15 protein-coding genes and 1 pseudogene are annotated in these 17,242 nt (G+C 60.8%); 4 read left to right on the forward strand and 12 right to left on the reverse strand.

Annotated features, from left to right (window positions below):
- Window positions 1-18: 18 nt before the first annotated feature.
- Both BGRAMDRAFT_RS27415 and BGRAMDRAFT_RS27420 read right to left on the reverse strand, forming a co-directional pair.
- Window positions 19-960 carry a quinone oxidoreductase family protein gene (locus BGRAMDRAFT_RS27415; protein ID WP_006052150.1) on the reverse strand — a complete coding sequence of 314 codons (942 nt, stop codon included), beginning with the start codon at window positions 958-960 and terminating at the stop codon, window positions 19-21.
- Window positions 961-1,004: 44 nt separating this feature from the next.
- Window positions 1,005-1,928, reverse strand: a complete 924-nt coding sequence (locus tag BGRAMDRAFT_RS27420; protein ID WP_006052151.1) for a LysR family transcriptional regulator — start codon at window positions 1,926-1,928, stop codon at window positions 1,005-1,007.
- 254 nt (window positions 1,929-2,182) lie between these two features.
- Between BGRAMDRAFT_RS27420 and BGRAMDRAFT_RS27425 the strand changes: the two genes are divergently transcribed.
- Together BGRAMDRAFT_RS27425 and BGRAMDRAFT_RS27430 are read left to right on the forward strand one after the other, a co-directional pair.
- Entirely contained in the window at window positions 2,183-2,842 is a 660-nt protein-coding gene (locus BGRAMDRAFT_RS27425; RefSeq protein WP_006052152.1) for a response regulator, read from the forward strand.
- Window positions 2,843-4,279, forward strand: coding sequence for an ATP-binding protein (locus BGRAMDRAFT_RS27430; RefSeq protein WP_006052153.1), 1,437 nt, complete (start codon window positions 2,843-2,845; stop codon window positions 4,277-4,279).
- 67 nt (window positions 4,280-4,346) lie between these two features.
- On the opposite strand, the gene BGRAMDRAFT_RS27435 is transcribed toward BGRAMDRAFT_RS27430, so the two are convergent.
- The 7 genes and pseudogenes from BGRAMDRAFT_RS27435 to betC form a co-directional block, all read right to left on the reverse strand.
- Window positions 4,347-5,036 (reverse strand): CBS domain-containing protein, encoded by a 690-nt coding sequence (locus BGRAMDRAFT_RS27435; protein WP_006052154.1) that lies wholly within the window; start codon window positions 5,034-5,036, stop codon window positions 4,347-4,349.
- A 147-nt stretch (window positions 5,037-5,183) separates the two neighbouring features.
- Complete coding sequence (locus BGRAMDRAFT_RS27440; protein WP_006052155.1) at window positions 5,184-6,224, reverse strand: zinc-dependent alcohol dehydrogenase family protein; 1,041 nt, start codon at window positions 6,222-6,224, stop codon at window positions 5,184-5,186.
- A gap of 42 nt (window positions 6,225-6,266) precedes the next feature.
- A pseudogene (locus BGRAMDRAFT_RS34065) lies at window positions 6,267-6,649 on the reverse strand (universal stress protein).
- A gap of 376 nt (window positions 6,650-7,025) precedes the next feature.
- The gene (locus tag BGRAMDRAFT_RS36025) at window positions 7,026-7,322 is read right to left on the reverse strand and encodes a DUF2964 family protein (protein ID WP_322789610.1); all 297 of its coding nucleotides are present in this window, start codon (window positions 7,320-7,322) and stop codon (window positions 7,026-7,028) included.
- Between the two features lie 78 nt (window positions 7,323-7,400).
- Window positions 7,401-8,549, reverse strand: a complete 1,149-nt coding sequence (locus BGRAMDRAFT_RS27460; RefSeq protein WP_006052158.1) for a porin — start codon at window positions 8,547-8,549, stop codon at window positions 7,401-7,403.
- A gap of 267 nt (window positions 8,550-8,816) precedes the next feature.
- Window positions 8,817-9,770, reverse strand: coding sequence for a choline ABC transporter substrate-binding protein (locus BGRAMDRAFT_RS27465; protein ID WP_006052159.1), 954 nt, complete (start codon window positions 9,768-9,770; stop codon window positions 8,817-8,819).
- Window positions 9,771-9,843: 73 nt separating this feature from the next.
- Entirely contained in the window at window positions 9,844-11,382 is a 1,539-nt protein-coding gene (betC, locus tag BGRAMDRAFT_RS27470) for a choline-sulfatase (protein WP_006052160.1), read from the reverse strand.
- Between the two features lie 177 nt (window positions 11,383-11,559).
- On the opposite strand from betC, the gene BGRAMDRAFT_RS27475 reads away from it, so the two are divergent.
- On the forward strand, window positions 11,560-12,474 hold the full coding sequence (locus BGRAMDRAFT_RS27475) for a choline sulfate utilization transcriptional regulator (protein WP_006052161.1): 915 nt from the start codon (window positions 11,560-11,562) through the stop codon (window positions 12,472-12,474).
- Between the two features lie 133 nt (window positions 12,475-12,607).
- Window positions 12,608-13,483: a formyltetrahydrofolate deformylase gene (gene purU / locus BGRAMDRAFT_RS27480; protein ID WP_006052162.1), complete on the forward strand. Its 876-nt coding sequence runs from the start codon at window positions 12,608-12,610 to the stop codon at window positions 13,481-13,483.
- Window positions 13,484-13,562: 79 nt separating this feature from the next.
- Here the strand turns inward: purU and BGRAMDRAFT_RS27485 are convergent, their stop codons facing one another.
- The 3 genes from BGRAMDRAFT_RS27485 to BGRAMDRAFT_RS27495 form a co-directional block, all read right to left on the reverse strand.
- On the reverse strand, window positions 13,563-14,420 hold the full coding sequence (locus BGRAMDRAFT_RS27485) for a glycine betaine ABC transporter substrate-binding protein (protein ID WP_006052163.1): 858 nt from the start codon (window positions 14,418-14,420) through the stop codon (window positions 13,563-13,565).
- A 166-nt stretch (window positions 14,421-14,586) separates the two neighbouring features.
- Window positions 14,587-15,855: an FAD-binding oxidoreductase gene (locus BGRAMDRAFT_RS27490; RefSeq protein ID WP_044021915.1), complete on the reverse strand. Its 1,269-nt coding sequence runs from the start codon at window positions 15,853-15,855 to the stop codon at window positions 14,587-14,589.
- Between the two features lie 32 nt (window positions 15,856-15,887).
- Window positions 15,888-17,192 carry an aromatic ring-hydroxylating oxygenase subunit alpha gene (locus tag BGRAMDRAFT_RS27495; protein ID WP_006052165.1) on the reverse strand — a complete coding sequence of 435 codons (1,305 nt, stop codon included), beginning with the start codon at window positions 17,190-17,192 and terminating at the stop codon, window positions 15,888-15,890.
- Window positions 17,193-17,242 lie beyond the last annotated feature (50 nt).

Here is a 17,242-nt window from a genome sequence, read left to right on the forward strand (position 1 = left end):
GCTTTCACAGCGCGGCTTTCACAGGCTCAACACGATGCGTCCCGACGTGCCCGCGTCGACGGCACGGTAAGCCGCGACGGCATCGTCGAGTGCATACGTTCTGGCGATCGCGGGCGCCTGATAACTGCCCTCCTCGAACCCTGCGCGCAAGTCTTCGAGAATCCTGGCGGCCGCGGTGAGGTCCCGCTTGAGCGAATCGACACCCATTAGCCGGCTTTCATTGTGATAAAAATCGGCCAGGTCAAAGCTCACCTGACGACGATCCGTCGCCGAGATTTCGATCAGACGTCCACGCAGCGCGAGCATTTTGACGGCCGTTTCGAACATCGAGCCGCCCACCGTATCGAACACGACGGATGCGCCGCCATCGCTCGCTGCACGCAACTGCGCGACGGTATCGCCGAGGCTGTCGACGGCGGCATCGACATACGGGTTCATGCGCGCGCCTCGCGTCACGCCAATCACCGTTGCCCCAATGCGCCGCGCGATCTGCGCCGCCGCGCCGCCTACGCCGCCCAGCCCGATGATCGCCACCGTGTCCGCGTTCGTGACCTGCGCCGCTTCGACTATCGCGCACCACGCGGTCACGAAGTTGACGCCGATCGCCGCCGCCTGTTCGTGCGACAGGTTGCCCGGCTTGCGACAAAGGCTCGCGACGGGCACCGCGATCTGCTCAGCGTGTGTGCCGTCATAGGTAAAGCCGGCATCGCCCGAGCCCCACACTTCCACGCCGAGCCATTCCTGCGGGCCGTCGATAACGATGCCCGAATAGTCGCGCCCCGGCGTGCGCGGCAGCGTCGTCTGGCTCATTCGGCCGCCGACATTCTTTACGTCGCTCGGATTGATGGATGCCGCCCGCACCTGAACAATTGCGGTGTCTGCACCGGCCGAGGGCGCCGGAACTTCGTCGACGAACAAGACGTCCGGCTGACCGAACTGCGCAAATCTAAGTGCCTTCATGATGACGGGAACGCTCCGATGGATGAGATGCCGTCAATGATGCATCAACGCGGCGGCAACGCCCCAAAAAATCGCTCGACCAGATCCGGTTTGTCGAGCTGAGCGATCCACCACTCCAACGCGCGGCCCATTTTGTCTTCGCGCCACGCGAGATAGCAATTTGTATATTCACGCACGCCCGCGACGCGTCGCGTCACGAGCTTGCCTTCGCTTATCGGGCCTTCCGCCACGCGATCGGGCAACATGCCGACAGCGATACCTTCGCACAGCGCTTCGACCTTGGCTGCGAGTGTGGGCACGACGATCACGCTCTGTCCGTCGTGCCTTGCGACCGATTGAGGCTGCAATTGCCGGGACGTGTCGCTTATCACGACGCCCCTGTATCGCGCGATTGCCGCGCTTTCCAGCGGCTGCGGCAAATCGGCAAGCGGATGGTCGGGCGCAACGACGAACACATGGCGAAGGGTGCCGATCGGCCGGGCTGCAATATTCGATGCATGCGGCGGCTCGCCGAATGCGCCCACCGCGAGATCGGCGCGCTGCGTCACCAGCGCGTCCCATACGCCGCCAAGCACCTCGGTCGAAAGGCGCAACTGCGTCACCATTCCAAGGTCATAAAAAGCACGAACATGCGGCCATAACGATGCGGACGGCAGAATCGCATCCAGACATATTCGCAACTCGCTTTCCCAACCGCTCTGTATGCCCTTCGTTTTCGCTTCGAGATGCCGGGCGGCTGCCAGAAGCTGACGCCCTTCATCGATAAGAAAGCGCCCTGCCTCCGTGAGTTTCGCCCGTCTGCCGCTGCGGTCGAAAAGCTCGACCTGCATGTCGCTTTCCAGTTTTTGCACGAGGTACGTTAGCGACGAAGGAACGCGATGCAACGTTTCCGCAGCTTCAGCGAACGTGCCCGTACGGTCGATCGCGTCCAGCACCTCCAGGACTTCAAACGAAATGCTTATCGGCATAGGTATTCATGTGCTCAAGGTCTTGCAGGTAATGTGCAGCCGAATGTCGATTGCGTTCGTCGCTTGCTGAGGGGGCATAAGGTTCGTATCAATAGCCGGTCTTTGTCAAGGAAGGCCGCTCAAGCGGGCAAGCACAATCCATTCGCATACCGGTAATGCATGCGATGCCAGCGCGGTTAAACTGCGGACTCCAGCGCCGCTTTTCCGCGATGCATTGCAATCACTATCACAACACTCAACGGAATTTGCGTCCCATGCGTGTACTACTGGTTGAAGACGACGACCTGATCGGCTGCGGGGTCGAAGCGGGTCTGCGTCAGGCGGGTTTCACGGTCGACTGGGCGCGCGACGGCCATAAAGCCGGCCTCGCGCTGGACACCACGAGCTACGCGCTCGTCGTACTCGATCTCGGCCTGCCGCGCGTGTCCGGCATGGATCTGCTCAAGCGAATCCGCGACGCCGGCAACGACGTGCCCGTGCTTGTGCTGACGGCACGCGGCACGGTGGTAGACCGCGTCAGCGGTCTGGAGGCCGGCGCGGACGATTACCTGGGCAAGCCCTTCGACCTCACGGAACTGACGGCCCGTTGCCGCGCCCTGCTTCGCCGCGCGCAAGGCCGCAGCGTCGAGCTGATCTGCTATGGCGATCTCACGGTGAACCCCGCGGCGCAAACGGCCCAGCTTGCCGGCACGCGGGTGCCGCTCACGTCGCGCGAATGGGCAATCCTGCTGCAATTGCTGACCAACCAGGGCATTCCGCAGTCGCGTTCGCGGCTCGAAGAAAGCCTGTATGGCTGGCAGCAGGAAATCGAAAGCAATGCAATCGAGGTGCACATCTCGAACCTTCGGAGAAAGCTTGGCGCAAAGCTCATACGAACCGTGCGCAATATCGGCTATGTGGTGGAGAAAGAGTAAATGAGCGCATCCATTCGCAGGCGGCTCATGCTGCTCGTGCTCGGCAGCATCGCGGCGGTCTGGGCGATTGCGCTTGCGTCGAGTTATCGTGAGGCCACGCACGAAGTCGGCGAATGGGAAGAAGCGCGCCTCGCGGAAGTCGCGCAGGTGCTCGCGCTTCTCGATCGGGCCAACCTCGCCACGCTTGCCAACGCGCACATCGACGTGCGCGAGGAAGAAAGAGGCGGCGCGACCAGTGCGAGCGAGAACGACGACGACGACTCGCTGCCGCGCGACGCGCTCTTTCAGGTGCGCACGCGCGACGGCGACGTGATTGCCGGCAGCCCTGCCCTGCGCGCGCTCGGTGCATGGGACCTGCCGCTGCCGGCGGTCACGGGCACGCAAGACGTCGTGCTAGGCGGTCAGACGTATCACTCGTTCACGCTGCGCGGCACGGCGCTGGGCCACACGGTACGCGTATTCGAGCAGGCCAATACGCGCAGCGATCTGGTCAGCGGAGTGGCGAGCCGTATCGCGCGCCCTGCCCTGATTGCGCTGCCGGTCCTCGCGTTGCTCGTGTGGTTCAGCATCGGCTGGAGCCTTGCGCCGCTGCGCGTGCTGTCGGATGCAATCCGCTCGCGACATATCAACCGCCTGGAGCCTGTCGAAATCGGCGACGCGCCGACCGAGGTGCGCCCGCTCGTCGACGCGCTCAATCTGCTGCTCTCGCGTCTGCACCATTCGCTCGAACGTGAACGCGCGTTTACCGCCGACGCCGCTCACGAACTGAAGACGCCGCTGGCCGCCATCAAGGTTCAGGCACAGGTTGCGCTCGCCGAGCCGGACCCGGCGCGGCAGCGACTCGCGATGGAGCGCGTCGTGCAAGGCGTGGATCGCAGCGCGCGGCTCGCCGAGCAATTGCTGCTGCTCGCACGTCTGGACATGCATGAAAAACTGTCGAAGGCACCGCTCGCGCCTGGCGCGCTCGCCAAGGATGCCGTGCTGGCCAACGCCGGCAACCTGCAGCAAAAAAACATGCGCGCGATGCTCGACTGCGACATGCAGGCCGAAATCAATGCGGAGCCTGTGCTGATCGGTATCCTGTTCGACAATTTAGTGGACAACGCAATCAAGTACGGAAGCGAGGGCGGCAACATCGAAATTGCGGTCAGGAGCATGAACGAGCCGCTCGATAATCGCGTTGTCGTGACCGTGCGCGACGACGGCCCCGGTGTGGCGTCGGCGGACGTCGCGCGTCTGACCAACCGGTTCTTTCGCGCCACCGGCAACCAGGCGACCGGCAGCGGTCTTGGCCTCTCGATTGTCGCGCGCATCGCGGAACACTTTGGCGCGACCGTGCGCTTCGGGCCCGGCCTCGAGAGCCGCGGACTCGCCGTGGAAGTATCGTTTCCCGCCTCTGGCGCCGCGCCTGACGAGCGACTGAAGGCCGCGGCCTAGCGGCAGTTCGTATCGCAGGCGACGCGGGTATCGGGCACGCGCAGAAGTACGGAGCTACTTTCCGCTACTAGATGCCAGGCATCATCTGATACGGCTCGGTGTGATCTTCCACACGCTTGACGCCGGGTATGTTCTGCGCCGCCACGCGCACGGCATCCACTGCGTCGGCCGACTGGAAAACGCCCCAAAGATGCACGACGCCGTCTGTCACCACGATATTGCGGCCGGCAAAGCCCCATCTGCGCCCCGCCAGTTCACCCATGAGGACCGCGCGGATTTCGGCGTCCGAGAGCGTGGCGTCCGACACCGGTTCATCGGGCACGCTCGCGAGCGCCTGGACGAGATTGGCACGACTCACGATGCCGACCACCTGTCCCCGTTCCGTCACAGGCACGCGTTTGACGTGCCGTGCTTCGAGAATGCCCGCAACTTCGCCAAGCGGCGTGTCAGGCTGCACAGTCACCACATCGGTCGTCATCACATCGCTCACCTTGGCCGCATGCGTCTTGACGTAATCGCGCGCCTCGTGCCTCGCGGACCAGAAATCGAGCCACGACGCGCGCCTGGTCTCGTCGGTTCCGATCTCGCTGCGGCGAAGCAGATCGCCTTCGCTGATGATGCCGACGATGCTGCCGTCCGTATCCAGCACTGGCGCGCCGCTGATGCCGTTATCGACAAACATCTTGGCGACCTGACGAATGGTCATGTCGGGCGTGGCCGAGACAACGGTGTGGGTCATGACATCGGATGCGCGCATGGTAAGCCTCCTGAAGGTTGGGCGTTGAATCGAGGGGCAACGCGGCAAACCCCTGTGCTATTCAAGGTTAGGCGTGTGCGGCACCGTTCTGTTTGACGTGGATCATGTCGGCGAGGCATGCATGCCGGCAGACGATTCAACGAGCCTTTACGCCACTTCGATGATGACCTTCAACGCATGCGATCGGGCCGCATCGCCGAAAGTCTCGTAGGCTTTCAGTACATCGTCGAGCTTGAAGCGATGCGTGATCAGGCTCGCGGCGCTGAGCCGGCCGGCGTGCACGGTCTTTAACAGCATCGGCGTACTGACCGTATCGACGAGACGCGTCGTGATCGAGATGTTGCGATCCCACAGCGATTCCAGATGCAGATCCGCCTTTACGCCATGCACGCCCACATTGGCGATGACGCCGCCAGGCGCCACCAGCGCCTGGCATAACTCGAAAGTCTCGGGCACACCCACGGCCTCGATCACGCAATCCGCGCTCGTTCCGGCGGTGAGCTTCATGAGCTTTGCCACCGGATCGTCGACGCCGCTATCGATGCACGCCGTCGCCCCGAAGCGCGACGCCACTTCCAGACGGTAAGGGTCGCGGTCGATCATCACTATCTGCGCCGGCGAATAGAACTGCGCGGTAAGCAGCGACGCGAGCCCGATCGGCCCCGCGCCGACAATCGCCACCGTGCTTCCCGGTTCAACCTTGCCGTTGAGAACACCGCATTCAAAGCCGGTCGGCAGGATGTCGGAAAGCATCACTAGCGCCTCTTCGTCCGCGCCTTGGGGAATGCGGTACAAGCTTGTTTCGGCGTGAGGAATGCGCACGTACTCCGCTTGCGTGCCGTCGACCCTGTTGCCAAGAATCCATCCGCCCGTCGCGCAGTGTGAGTACATTCCGCGCCGGCAGTAGTCGCACTTGCCACACGACGAAATGCACGAGATGAGCACAGGGTCACCCGCTTTCAGCGTGCTCACGGCAGCGCCAACCTGATAGACGATTCCCACTCCTTCATGGCCGAGAATGCGCCCCGGCTCGCAGGTGGGGACATCGCCCTTCAGGATATGCAGGTCGGTGCCGCAGATCGTCGTGCGTGTCACCTTGACGATGGCGTCGGTGGGCGACGCGAGTTCCGGCATCGGCCGCTTGTCGAGCGATTTTTTTCCGGCGCCGTGATAAACCAGTGCTTTCACGAGATGACTCCAATGATCAGAGAGACGAGCGGCCGGATTGTGTCAAAGCGGCGCCTCGCGCTTTGCGTCAGTGGGCTCGCGAACCAGCAGAACGGGGCACGTCGCATGGCGGACGAAACGCTCGGCAACGCTGCCGATCACCATGCGCCGCAATCCGCGCCGTCCGTGAGTGCCCATCACAACAAGGTCCGCGCCGCTCCACTGAACGAAGCGCAGCAACGTGCCGGCGATGTCTTCGGCGATGCCCCGGGTTTCCACGATCTCCGTGTCGCCCACGACGTCCATCTCGCGCATCTGTTTCTGTGCGCCATCGAGCAGCGTGGTTCCGACCTGCCGCGCGAGAGCTTCGTCAACTGAATCGCTTCGCTCAGCGCGCGCTTGGCTGCGTCGCTGCCGTCGAGTGCCACCACGATGTGTGCGTACATGTTTGCCTCCGCCCGATCTGCACGTTTCCGTCGACCGTTGCGGCAGCGAAAGCCACCTGGAGCAGCGAGTCGATGAGAGAATCATGAGCGCGTATCCGCATCTGACGATTGACCTGCGTCAACGAGGTCGCAGGGCCGCGCACCGTGCGCATCGTTTGATTTAGTGCAACGCTCGTGGCGGAAAGAACGACTGGCAACGGACGGCGCGAGGAGGCGCCCGCCTATGCGCTCGTCGAAACGGGCACTGGCATGTTGAATGTATTGGTGATGAGGAGACAGCGTCAGAGCGGGGTCTGGCCGCTGGTGGTGGCAATGCTTGGGGGCAATGCTCGGAGCGCCGCTGATGTGAGCAAGCGGCCGCTACGCAGTCAGGCGATCACGAGTTGCCGTCGCGTGCGGAATTGAGTAGCCACACGAAGCACGCAACGCCGCCGACCACACCGGCAATGCCATAACGAAAAAATGACGGCTCGTCGAACAGCAAGCCGCGGATCGACACCCCTATGCCCCCGAGCGCCACAAAAACGGCGATCGCCGAAAATAACATCCTGCCGTCCGAGCTAGTCATGATGTCCTCCAACGCGATGATTAAAGTCGTAACGACATCATCGGTCAGAAGACGTGGGCGCTCTTGATCGAGGTCAAGCGTACGAGCCGCGATGGTGCGACGCATTGCGCTCTGTCTTCGACGGCTGCAAATTAACGGCTAAATCCAGGCGGATTCCCGCTCACAGAAATCCGCCGCGCCGCTTCAGAACGAATGGCGCATGCCGATGCGCACATCAGCCTGCGTGCTGGTCGACGACGGCGTGAAGCTATAGCCGATCACCGCATTCACACCATCCGATGCGCGCAGATAATCGCCCGAGATGTACACATCCGTGCGTTTCGACAACAGGTAGTGAAGCCCGAGCGAGCCCTGATTCCAGTGGTTTCCTTCGAATCGCGTGTGCTGATAGCCGCCGTAGAGCATCAACGCCGGCGTGAACGTATACGAAGCGCCGCCTTCATAAACCTGCATATGCGAGGTCTGACCAAGGCCCTTGATCGTCGTGTAAGTGAAGTTGCCGCTCAGCATCACATTGCCGATCGTATAAGCGGCGCCGACTGCAAACGCGCCCTGCCTGTCGACCGGAAATGAAGTCGAGCTATACAGATCTGTAACCGCGCCGGTTGCAGGATCGACGGAAACGGTCGGCCTGCCGAGGAAAGTATGCGTGCCGATCATCGCGTACGGATCGAATGCATAGATGCCGAACGGGTTGTTCAACTGCGTATAAGCGGCGCCCATGTTGAACGGACCGTGCTCATAGCGTGCGCCCACGCTCCACGCACTTTTCTGATGGACGTCGCCGGCCGTGTTGCCGAACGAGTACATGCCGCCGAAAGAAAAGCCGGATATATCGGCGGAGAGAAATTTGATCGAGTTAGGCAGCCGGTCGCCGTTCATCCGGTCGAAGTCGCCCTGGTGGATCGCGTAACCGCTTGCCCACGCGGATATGTTGTACAGGTACGCGAATTCTTCGGTCATGTCGAGCTGGTTACCAAACGACAAGGTGCCCAAGTTGTTCTTCAGACCGACATACGCCTGGCGTCCGAACTCAGCGCCACCGAATCCGAGTTGTCCATTGCCTACGTGGAAACCCGACTCGAGTACGAATACCGCCTGCAAGCCGCCGCCGAGATCTTCGACGCCCTTGAAGCCGATCCGGTTGCCATACGAAATGCCGTCGTCGAACTTAACCTGGTGGGAACCACCGGCGTTGTTCACGTACGTAATGCCGGCGTCCAGAATGCCGTACAGCGTGACGCTGCTTTGTGCATGGACAGCCGTTGGCGCACATACCGCGCTTGCTGCAATAGCGAGTCCCGAAAGACTGACGGCATTTCTCTTCTTCATCTAATTCTCCCCTGCTCTATGCCTGCGCAACTCGTTGGATAAAGCGATCCCTGCCGCGCGGCTTTCAGGCGTGCGGCATTTCTCGCATGACGGGCAGTTCGAAACCGGTTGAGACCGGTCGATAAGACCTGGCTGCTATTTGTTGAGCATTAAAATTCCGCCAGGCCGGCATCGACGAGTCAAGAATACGGGTCCAGATTTACGGCGAATCGATTGGATGCGACATGAATCTGTCGCCTCGCGACCTGGCGATTGCAATGGCCTTTGTTATTTCACACCGAGCGCTGTTTGCACGGCTTGCAATCCATTGGCGCCATTCGCGGTGCTCACGCCGTCGAGCCACGATTTGAGCAGATCGGGATGACGCTTGAGTGCTTCGGTTGCGGCCACATCGACACTGGTTTTCTTTTCCAGTACTTCGGTAATCACGCCGTTTTCCAAATCGACGTTAAACGTAAGTTGCCTGAAAAGACGGCCGACATTCGGACACTGCTCCGCATAGCCGCTGCGCGCAACGGTGTTCACGGTGGCGCCGCCGTAGTTCGGACCAAAGTACTTGTCGCCTCCGTCCAGATACGACAGTTTGAACTTCGTATTCATCACATGCGGCTCCCACGCAAGAAAGACGATCCACTTCTTCTCGCGCACGGCCCGCTCCACTTGCGTGAGCATGCCTGTCTCACTCGATTCCACGACTTTCCAGCTATCGAGTCCGAACGCCTTGTCATCCACCATTTTCTTGATGTTCTGGTTGGCCGGCGCGCCCGGTTCAATGCCGTATATCTTGCTGTCGAACTTGTCGGCATTCTTCGCGAGATCCGCGAACGAATGGACGCCGGCCGCCGCCACATAGTCGGGCACGGCAAGCGTGAACTTCGCATTGCTCAGGTTCGGATGCACGACCACGATCGACTTTTCTTCTTCGAAAGGTTTGACGACCGGCGCCTGCGCGGGCATCCAGTTGCCGAGGAATACGTCGATTTGCCCTTTTTTCAGGCCCTGGTACGTAATCGGCACCGACAGGTTAGCCACCTTCTGCTTATAGCCGAGCGCCTTCAGCACGACGCCGGTCATCGCATTCGTTGCGTCGATGTCGGTCCATCCCGGCCCCGCCATGTTGACCTGCATGCACGATTGCGGCTCGGCGGCCGACGCAAAGCTCGCCGCCGCGCATAGCAGCGCAACGCCGGACATGGCCTGTTTGAATAGCTTGTTCATCATCGCGGCTTCCTGTGGGTGGGTGAATCGTTAGCGTGGAGCGTCGGGCGTAGCGGTGCAAGACAAGTGGGACAACTCAGTGCGCGACCGCGGGAAAGCGCGCCATCGCCTCCAGCGTATCGAGGTCGATGTGGTTGCGCATATAGCGCTGGCTTGCATCGACGAGCGGTTGCCAGTCCCATGAAGCAACGGTGCCTTGCGTGGTCGCGGCGAAGTGAAAACGGCGACGACGCTGGCTCTGCAGCACTTCCTGATGCAGCTCGGCGAGATTCCAGCGAGCGGCAATTTCTTTGCGGAATGCTTCGACCTGAGCGGCGTACTCCGCGTTGAATGCGAGATTCGCGCGCTCCAGCGGATCGGCCTGCACGTCATAGAGCTGATCCGGATCGACCGGCGTGTGAATGAACTTGAAGCGCCCGCGCCGAAGCATCACGATCGGTGCAATTGCACCTTCAGCGAGGTACTCGCCGATCGCTTCATCATGACCGCCCCGCTCTCCCAGAAGATGCGGCATGAGACTATGTCCGTCGAGCGAATCGGGCCACGCCGCGGGTGGTTCGCCACGCGCGAGTTCGACAAGCGTGGGCAGCAGATCGAGATGCGATACCGAAGCACTCACACGATGCGCGTCGAATTGCTGCGGCGCATGCACGATCAGCGGCACGCGGCAACCACCTTCGAAGAACGTCATCTTGTACCAGAGTCCGCGCTCGCCGAGCATTTCGCCGTGGTCGGAAGTGACGACAATGATCGTATCGTTCGCGAGCCCGGCCTCTTCCAATGCTTCGAGAATCGCGCCGAACTGATCGTCGACATAGGAAATTGCGCCGTAATACGCACGCCGTGCGTTGCGGATCTGCTGCCCCGTCGGCGGCGTGCGATCGGTTTCGCAAACGTGACGCAGGCGCTTCGAATGCGGATCGGCTTCGTCGAATGAGTCGCGGTGCGTGGGCATGTCGATCTCTTCGTCCTGGTACATGTCCCAGTACTTCTGCGGAATCGCATACGGATCGTGTGGATGCGTCAGCGAGGCGACCATGCAGAACGGCCGCGCATCTTTACCCGCGTGACGTTCGCGCGCGATGTCGAAGAGCTTCTGGCGCGTGGTGAACGTCACTTCATCGTCGAAATCGAGCTGGTTGGTGCGCACGCAAGGGCCGGCGTCGATCACGGAACTCATGTTGTGATACCACGTAGGGCGCGCTTCGAAGTCGTCCCAATTCGGTGTCCAGCCAAAGTCGGCGGGATAAATGTCGGTAGTGAGGCGGTCTTCGAAACCGTGCAACTGATCGGCGCCACAGAAATGCATCTTGCCGGAGAGAATCGTGCGATAGCCTTCCGCGCGTAGATAATGCGCGAATGTCAGCGTTTGCGACGGAAATTCTGCTGCGTTGTCGTAAGCGCCAATTGCCGACGGCAGCTTGCCGGAGAGAAACGAGAAACGCGACGGCGCGCATAACGGGCTCGCGCAGTACGCGGAATCGAAAACCACACCCTGCTTTGCCAGACGATCGAGGTTGGGTGTTCGGGTGAGCGGGTGGCCGTACGCGGAGAGCGCGAACGGAGTCATCTGGTCGGCCATCAGAATAAGAATATTCTTTTTGCTGTCAAGCATTGGAGCGCGCCTCGAATAAAATCATGAATGTCAGTGCAAGTACCTGTGCCGGTGCATCTGCAACAACAGCCGCATTTGAGCGGTGCTCTTGGAGCGCGTGCGGCATCAACATCACTATTGCCGTTCAATTCGGCGCTGTGAAGACGGCAATTCGTTATGTGCCTATAAGGGGGCGTTATGTCGAGGCAGGATCGCTTGCCGCCAATGCAGGCATTGACGATGTTCGAATCCGCCGCGCGTCTCGCGAGCTTTACGGCAGCCGCGCGCGAGTTGGGCTCCACGCAGCCGGCAGTGAGCCAGCGCATCGTGCAACTGGAAGAAACGCTGGGCGCGCCGCTTTTCGAGCGCGGTCATCGTGGCGTGCGGCTCACGGAAGACGGCGAGCGCCTTTTTGAAGCCGTGCGTCATGCGCTCGACACGATCCGCGTTGCCACCGCCCAAATCCGCGCGCGCCGCACGCCGCAAACGCTTACGCTATCCACCGACTTCGGCTTCGCAACCTATTGGCTCATGCCTCGGCTTTCGCAATTCAAGGCACTCATGCCCGATGTCGATGTCAAGATCATTACGTCGCAAAGCGTATTCGATCCATCGCACGATCAGGCCGATGTGGCGATTGCATTCGGCGACGAACATGCGGACTGGAATGCACGCAGCGTGGTCAAGCTTTTTCCCGAGCGTGTGACGCCAGTGTGCAGTCCGGCGTTTTTCGCGGCGCATCCGCCGCTCACGTCGCCCTCCGAACTGCTCACGCTGCCGCTGCTTCATCTTGAACCCACGCAGCCGGCGCGCTGGCTGTCATGGGCCGACTGGTTCGCGGCGCATGGTCTTGTCGCGCCCGCCGCGCATCGCGGCATCACGTTCAACAGCTTCACGCTCGTCGCGCATGCGGCGATCATGGGCCAGGGCGTGGCACTCGGCTGGGCGCCGCTCATCGACGAATTGCTTGCAACGGGGCAGCTCGTCGAACTATTCGATGCACCGGTCGTCACCGAGCGCGGCTATATGCTGGTCACGCAACGCGCGGCCACGCCGGCCGTCGACGCTTTCCGCCAATGGCTGCTCGGCGAATGCGGGCTCGACGCGGAATGACGCTCGGACGCTCTGACGCTCCCGTTCCATTGCCACGGCGATTCGCTTCTATCCGCCTCGCGCACGGATTTGCTCTACTGCGACGATGCATGCCGCGTCCGCGGCATGAGCCTATCGTCTATGTGGAGAGCGCATGTCCGCCGATTCCCGTCCAGATCAACTGGTTCTCACCGTTGCGTGTCCGAGCGCCGCGGGCCAGGTTGCCGCCGTTGTCGGCTTTCTCGACCGGCATCATTGTTATATCGACGAACTCACCGTTTTCGACGACGATCTCAGCGAACGCTTCTTCGTGCGCTGCGTCTTTCACGGCGTGAACAGCAACGAGACGCTGAATATCTCGGCGCTCAAACGCGAATTCGAGTCTATTGCCGAGCGCTTTCATATGCAGTGGGCGATGCATGATGTCGGCACGCGACCCAAGGTTCTGATCATGGTGTCGAAGCTCGAGCACTGTCTTGCCGACCTGTTGTTCCGCTGGCGAATGGGCGAACTGAAAATGGACATTGTCGGTATCGGCTCGAATCATCGCGATTTCGAGCCACTCGCGCAGCAACATGGATTGCCGTTTCATCATCTGCCTATTACGGCCGATACCAAGCCGCAACAGGAAGCGCGTCTGCTGGATCTGTTCGAGACTTCCGGGGCCGAACTGATGATTCTCGCGCGCTATATGCAGATTCTTTCGGGCGAGACGAGCCGTGCGCTCGCCGGGCGCGCGATCAACATTCACCACTCGTTTTTGCCTGGGTTCAAGGGCGCGAAACCCTATCACCAGGCGCATGCGCGCGGCGTCAAACTGATCGGTGCAACGGCGCACTTCGTGACCGACGATCTCGACGAAGGTCCGATCATCGAGCAAGTGGTCGAACGCGTCGATCATTCGTATAGTCCGGACAGGCTGCTCGCCACCGGCCGCGACGTCGAATGCATTACGCTTGCTCGCGCAGTGAAAGCGTTTATCGAGCGGCGTGTGTTTATCAATGGCGATAGAACGGTCGTTCTACAATAACATCACAGCACAAAAAAACGCCGCTTCTGGAAAAGAAGCGGCGTCTTGTCGTATCGCCTATATCGGCAAACAGAGCAGATTACTTCACCCAGCTATCCACCCGATCGCTATGCGCGCCGATCCACGCATCGGCTGCGGCGGTCGGCTTCTCGCCGTTTTGCGTCGCGAGCATCACGCTGTCGATCTCGCCCGGCTTCCACTGGAACTTCTTCAGGAACGCAACCACCTGCGGCGCCTTCTTTTCCAGTTCCGGATTCACGACGCTATCGACGTGCTCCGCTTCGCCGAATACCTTCTTCGGATCTTCGAGGAATTTCAGCTTGTACTTCGCGAACATCCAGTGCGGTTTCCAGCCGGTCACGATGATCGGCTTGCTCGCCGCTTCCGAACGCGCGAGTTCCGCAGTCATTGCGCTGCCCGAACTGGGCATCAGCTTGTAGTCGAGTCCATACGCCTTGATGGCCTCGCTGGTTTTTTGCATCACGCCCGCGCCGGCGTCGATACCGACGATACGCGAGCCGAATTCCGCTTTCTTCGCTTCGAGATCGCCGACCGTTTTCACGTCGAGATTATCCGGCACGATCAGACCGATCTTCGCGTCGTTAAAGTTCGGCCCGAGGTCGACCACCTTCTCCTTGAAGTTGTTCCAGTACGCCCCATGCGTAACCGGCAGCCACGCGGACAGCGTCGCGTCGAGATCGCCGCGCGCCACGCCTTGCCACATCACGCCGGCCGCGACCGGCACGAGTTGAACCTGATAGCCGAGACGTTTCTCGATCACGCGTGCAGCGACGTTGGACGTCGCCACGCTGTCGTCCCAGCCTTCCACGTAGCCGATTTTGATGGTCGGCTTCGTATCCGCCGAAACGCTCACGCTGCTTGCTGCCAGCGCCGCGCTCAGGGTGCTCAACACCAATATCTTTCTGATCAGTCTCATCGCCGTTCTCCCGTTCACTTCCACAAACAACCCAATGAGCATTTAGAATCGCCAGCCAGAATTGCCCAGTAACGTTGTTTTGCGACACGCAGTTGTCCGCATGCGACCTGGTTAATCTGCGTGCCCGGCCACTAGCGACAACTGCTTTTCCTGGCGCGCGCGCCAGTCACTTTTCGACGACGAGATCGGTGAGCGGCTTGCTGCAGCACAGCAGCACCATACCCTGATCGATTTCGCGCTGACGAATGCCGCCCGCGTGCTTCATCGCGACCTCGCCGGATACGAGTTTTACCTTGCAGGTTCCGCACATACCCTGGGTACACGATGCGGGCAGGCGCACGCCCGCTTTTTTTGCAGCGTCCAATACATGTTGGCCGCTGCCGCATTCGATCTCGCGATTGCTCTTCGTGAAGCTCACTTTATAGCGCGTTTCGATTTCGGTTCCGACTTCCGGCGCCGCGGGAGCCGGCTTGAAAGCCGGCGCTTCTTGCCGCGCTTCTGCAAAGCTCTCCACAGCAACCGCTTCAGTCGCGGTCTGCAATACATCGCCGACGTGAGCGGTCGTCAATTGCGCGGCGACCTCGCTGACCGTTTCGAACGAAAAGCTCTCTTCATGATAATGACGGCGATCGAAGCCGCCCTCATCCAGAAGATTACGTACCGCCTGCATATACGGCGCGGGGCCGCAGGTAAAGATCTCGCGTTCCAGAAAGTCCGGCGCAATCAGCTTGAGCAGCGGTAAGGTCAAAAAGCCCGTCACGCCAGGCCAATTCGTGCGCGCGCCTAAGCGTTCGCACACAAATGCGGTGCGAAAATGCGCGTGATTCGACGCAATCAGATCGAGTTCGCGCGCGAAGATGATGTCGTCCGGCGTGCGAGCGCTGTGCACAAACACAATGTCGCTGTCCTCGCCGAGTTCGTGATGAGCGCGGCTCATCGACATCAACGGCGTAATGCCGGAACCCGCCGACAGAAACAGGAATTTGCGCGCGGGATGGCGGGCGCACGTGAATTCGCCGGCCGGCCCAAGCACGCGAACCTCGCCGCCCACTTGCAGATTGTCGTGTAGCCAGTTCGACACCTTGCCGCCCGGCACGCGCTTCACCGTAATGGAGATGGTGTGTGGCCGCGTCGGCGGCGACGAAATCGTATAGCAGCGGTTAATCGATTCGCCGTCTATATCGAGTTCGAGCGTGATGAATTGCCCCGGCTCGAACACGAACGCCCGTTCATTCGGCGCGCGGAAGAAAAAGCTCTTCACGTCATGCGTTTCCTGACGGACGTGGCAGCACACCAGCGTGTCGTCGACGTCGCTGTTCCAGCGCGCCGGCAGCGCGTCCCAGAAGCGCGGCTGCGTAACACGGCTTGCACGGCTTGTTGCAGGGTCTGTGGCCGGCTCACCGCCTGGCTGAAACGCCGCCTGATCGCGCATCATTGTTTTCTCCCGCTCCTGGTTGCGCTCGGCGCTCAGCGCACGAAGGACACGACGTTCTCGCCATGCGCAAGCGGCGTGGCATCGTGGGTTTGCGGTGCATTGCTGTAATCCGCGATGCGGCCGTTATACCACTCGCAGAACTTCTCGACGAGACCTTCGGTGAACGGCGAATAAGGACCCGGCTCGTACGCGCTGCTCGATGCGCCGCGCTGCGAGTATTCGACGAGCGCACGGTCCTGATCGTTGGTCGCGCGCCAGACTGCCGTGAGGTTGTTCACGTCATAGTCGATGCCTTCGCGTGCGTCCTTGTGCACGAGCCATTTCGTGCGCACGAGCGTCTTGCCCGCCGAAAGCGGAATCACCGAAAAGCTCACGATATGATCGCTCATGAAGTGATGCCACGAATTAGGTTGCGTCCAGAAAGAAAGCCCGCCGAGATCGGCCTGCTCAAAGCCGCCCAGCAGTTTCTTCGACGCCACTTTTGCGTCGAGCGTCTGCGATTCGCCGTCGCGATCGAGCGGCAGGCGCTGCGTGCGAAAACCTGTCACGAGATCCGCGAGCCGTTCAATTTCCGCCGACGGCAGTTTCATCGCTTCCCATTGCGCGGTGCGCCGTGCAACGGTCTCTTCGAATGCGGCCATGCCTTCTTCGTTGGCCGGCGAGCGTTGATAGCCGAAGCCGTATTCGTAAAGCGAAATGGTGAGTTCGGGATGGTTCGCGACGCAGTGATAGCACTCGCGATTGTTTTCCATCGTCAACTTCCAGTTGCCTTCCTCGATAATGTCGATCGATGCCGCGATCTTGCAGCCGGCCAGTTCATGCGGCAGCAGATACGGTTCCATTGCGGCGCGCATCACCGAAAAGTCCGCGGGCGGATTCTCCGCGAGGCAGATGAAGATAAGTCCCGCGAGGTTCTCGACGTGCACCTTCTTCAGGCTGTGCTTGCAACGGTCGAACTGGTCGCCCATATGCTCGGCGAACATCAAATCGCCGTTCAGGTTGTACGTCCAGCTGTGATACGGACACACGATGTTGCCGAGCGAGCCCTTGTCGGTATTGCACAGGCGCGAGCCGCGATGACGGCATACGTTATGAAACGCCCTCACCTGCATGTCGTCGTCGCGAACGATCAGGATGGAATCATGACCGATCTCCACCGTGATGTAGTCGCCCGGTTCGGGCACGTCCGGCTCGACTGCGACCTGAATCCAGTGCTGGCGAAAAATCGCTTCCATGTCGAGCGCGAAGATGTCCTCGCTCGTATAGAACGGCGCTTCCAGCGTGTGATTCTTTTTGCGGCGTTCGATCATTGCGCGAACGTCTGCGGAAACTTTCATTGTGTGCTCCGTTGCGTGTCACGTCTGGCGCCGCGCCAGGCCCTCCTGGC

This window comes from Paraburkholderia graminis C4D1M, assembly GCF_000172415.1.
GTDB lineage: Bacteria > Pseudomonadota > Gammaproteobacteria > Burkholderiales > Burkholderiaceae > Paraburkholderia > Paraburkholderia graminis.

Bases quoted from the DNA above. Each gene is read 5' to 3' on its own strand.
- BGRAMDRAFT_RS27435 (WP_006052154.1), bottom strand. From the start codon at position 5,036: ATGCGCGCATCCGATGTCATGACCCACACCGTTGTCTCGGCCACGCCC.
- BGRAMDRAFT_RS27490 (WP_044021915.1), bottom strand. From the start codon at position 15,855: ATGATGCGCGATCAGGCGGCGTTTCAGCCAGGCGGTGAGCCGGCCACA.
- BGRAMDRAFT_RS27425 (WP_006052152.1), top strand. From the start codon at position 2,183: ATGCGTGTACTACTGGTTGAAGACGACGACCTGATCGGCTGCGGGGTC.
- BGRAMDRAFT_RS27465 (WP_006052159.1), bottom strand. From the start codon at position 9,770: ATGATGAACAAGCTATTCAAACAGGCCATGTCCGGCGTTGCGCTGCTA.
- BGRAMDRAFT_RS27485 (WP_006052163.1), bottom strand. From the start codon at position 14,420: ATGAGACTGATCAGAAAGATATTGGTGTTGAGCACCCTGAGCGCGGCG.
- purU (WP_006052162.1), top strand. From the start codon at position 12,608: ATGTCCGCCGATTCCCGTCCAGATCAACTGGTTCTCACCGTTGCGTGT.
- betC (WP_006052160.1), bottom strand. From the start codon at position 11,382: ATGCTTGACAGCAAAAAGAATATTCTTATTCTGATGGCCGACCAGATG.
- BGRAMDRAFT_RS27475 (WP_006052161.1), top strand. From the start codon at position 11,560: ATGTCGAGGCAGGATCGCTTGCCGCCAATGCAGGCATTGACGATGTTC.
- BGRAMDRAFT_RS27415 (WP_006052150.1), bottom strand. From the start codon at position 960: ATGAAGGCACTTAGATTTGCGCAGTTCGGTCAGCCGGACGTCTTGTTC.
- BGRAMDRAFT_RS36025 (WP_322789610.1), bottom strand. From the start codon at position 7,322: ATGCGTCGCACCATCGCGGCTCGTACGCTTGACCTCGATCAAGAGCGC.
- BGRAMDRAFT_RS27430 (WP_006052153.1), top strand. From the start codon at position 2,843: ATGAGCGCATCCATTCGCAGGCGGCTCATGCTGCTCGTGCTCGGCAGC.
- BGRAMDRAFT_RS27495 (WP_006052165.1), bottom strand. From the start codon at position 17,192: ATGAAAGTTTCCGCAGACGTTCGCGCAATGATCGAACGCCGCAAAAAG.
- BGRAMDRAFT_RS27460 (WP_006052158.1), bottom strand. From the start codon at position 8,549: ATGAAGAAGAGAAATGCCGTCAGTCTTTCGGGACTCGCTATTGCAGCA.
- BGRAMDRAFT_RS27420 (WP_006052151.1), bottom strand. From the start codon at position 1,928: ATGCCGATAAGCATTTCGTTTGAAGTCCTGGAGGTGCTGGACGCGATC.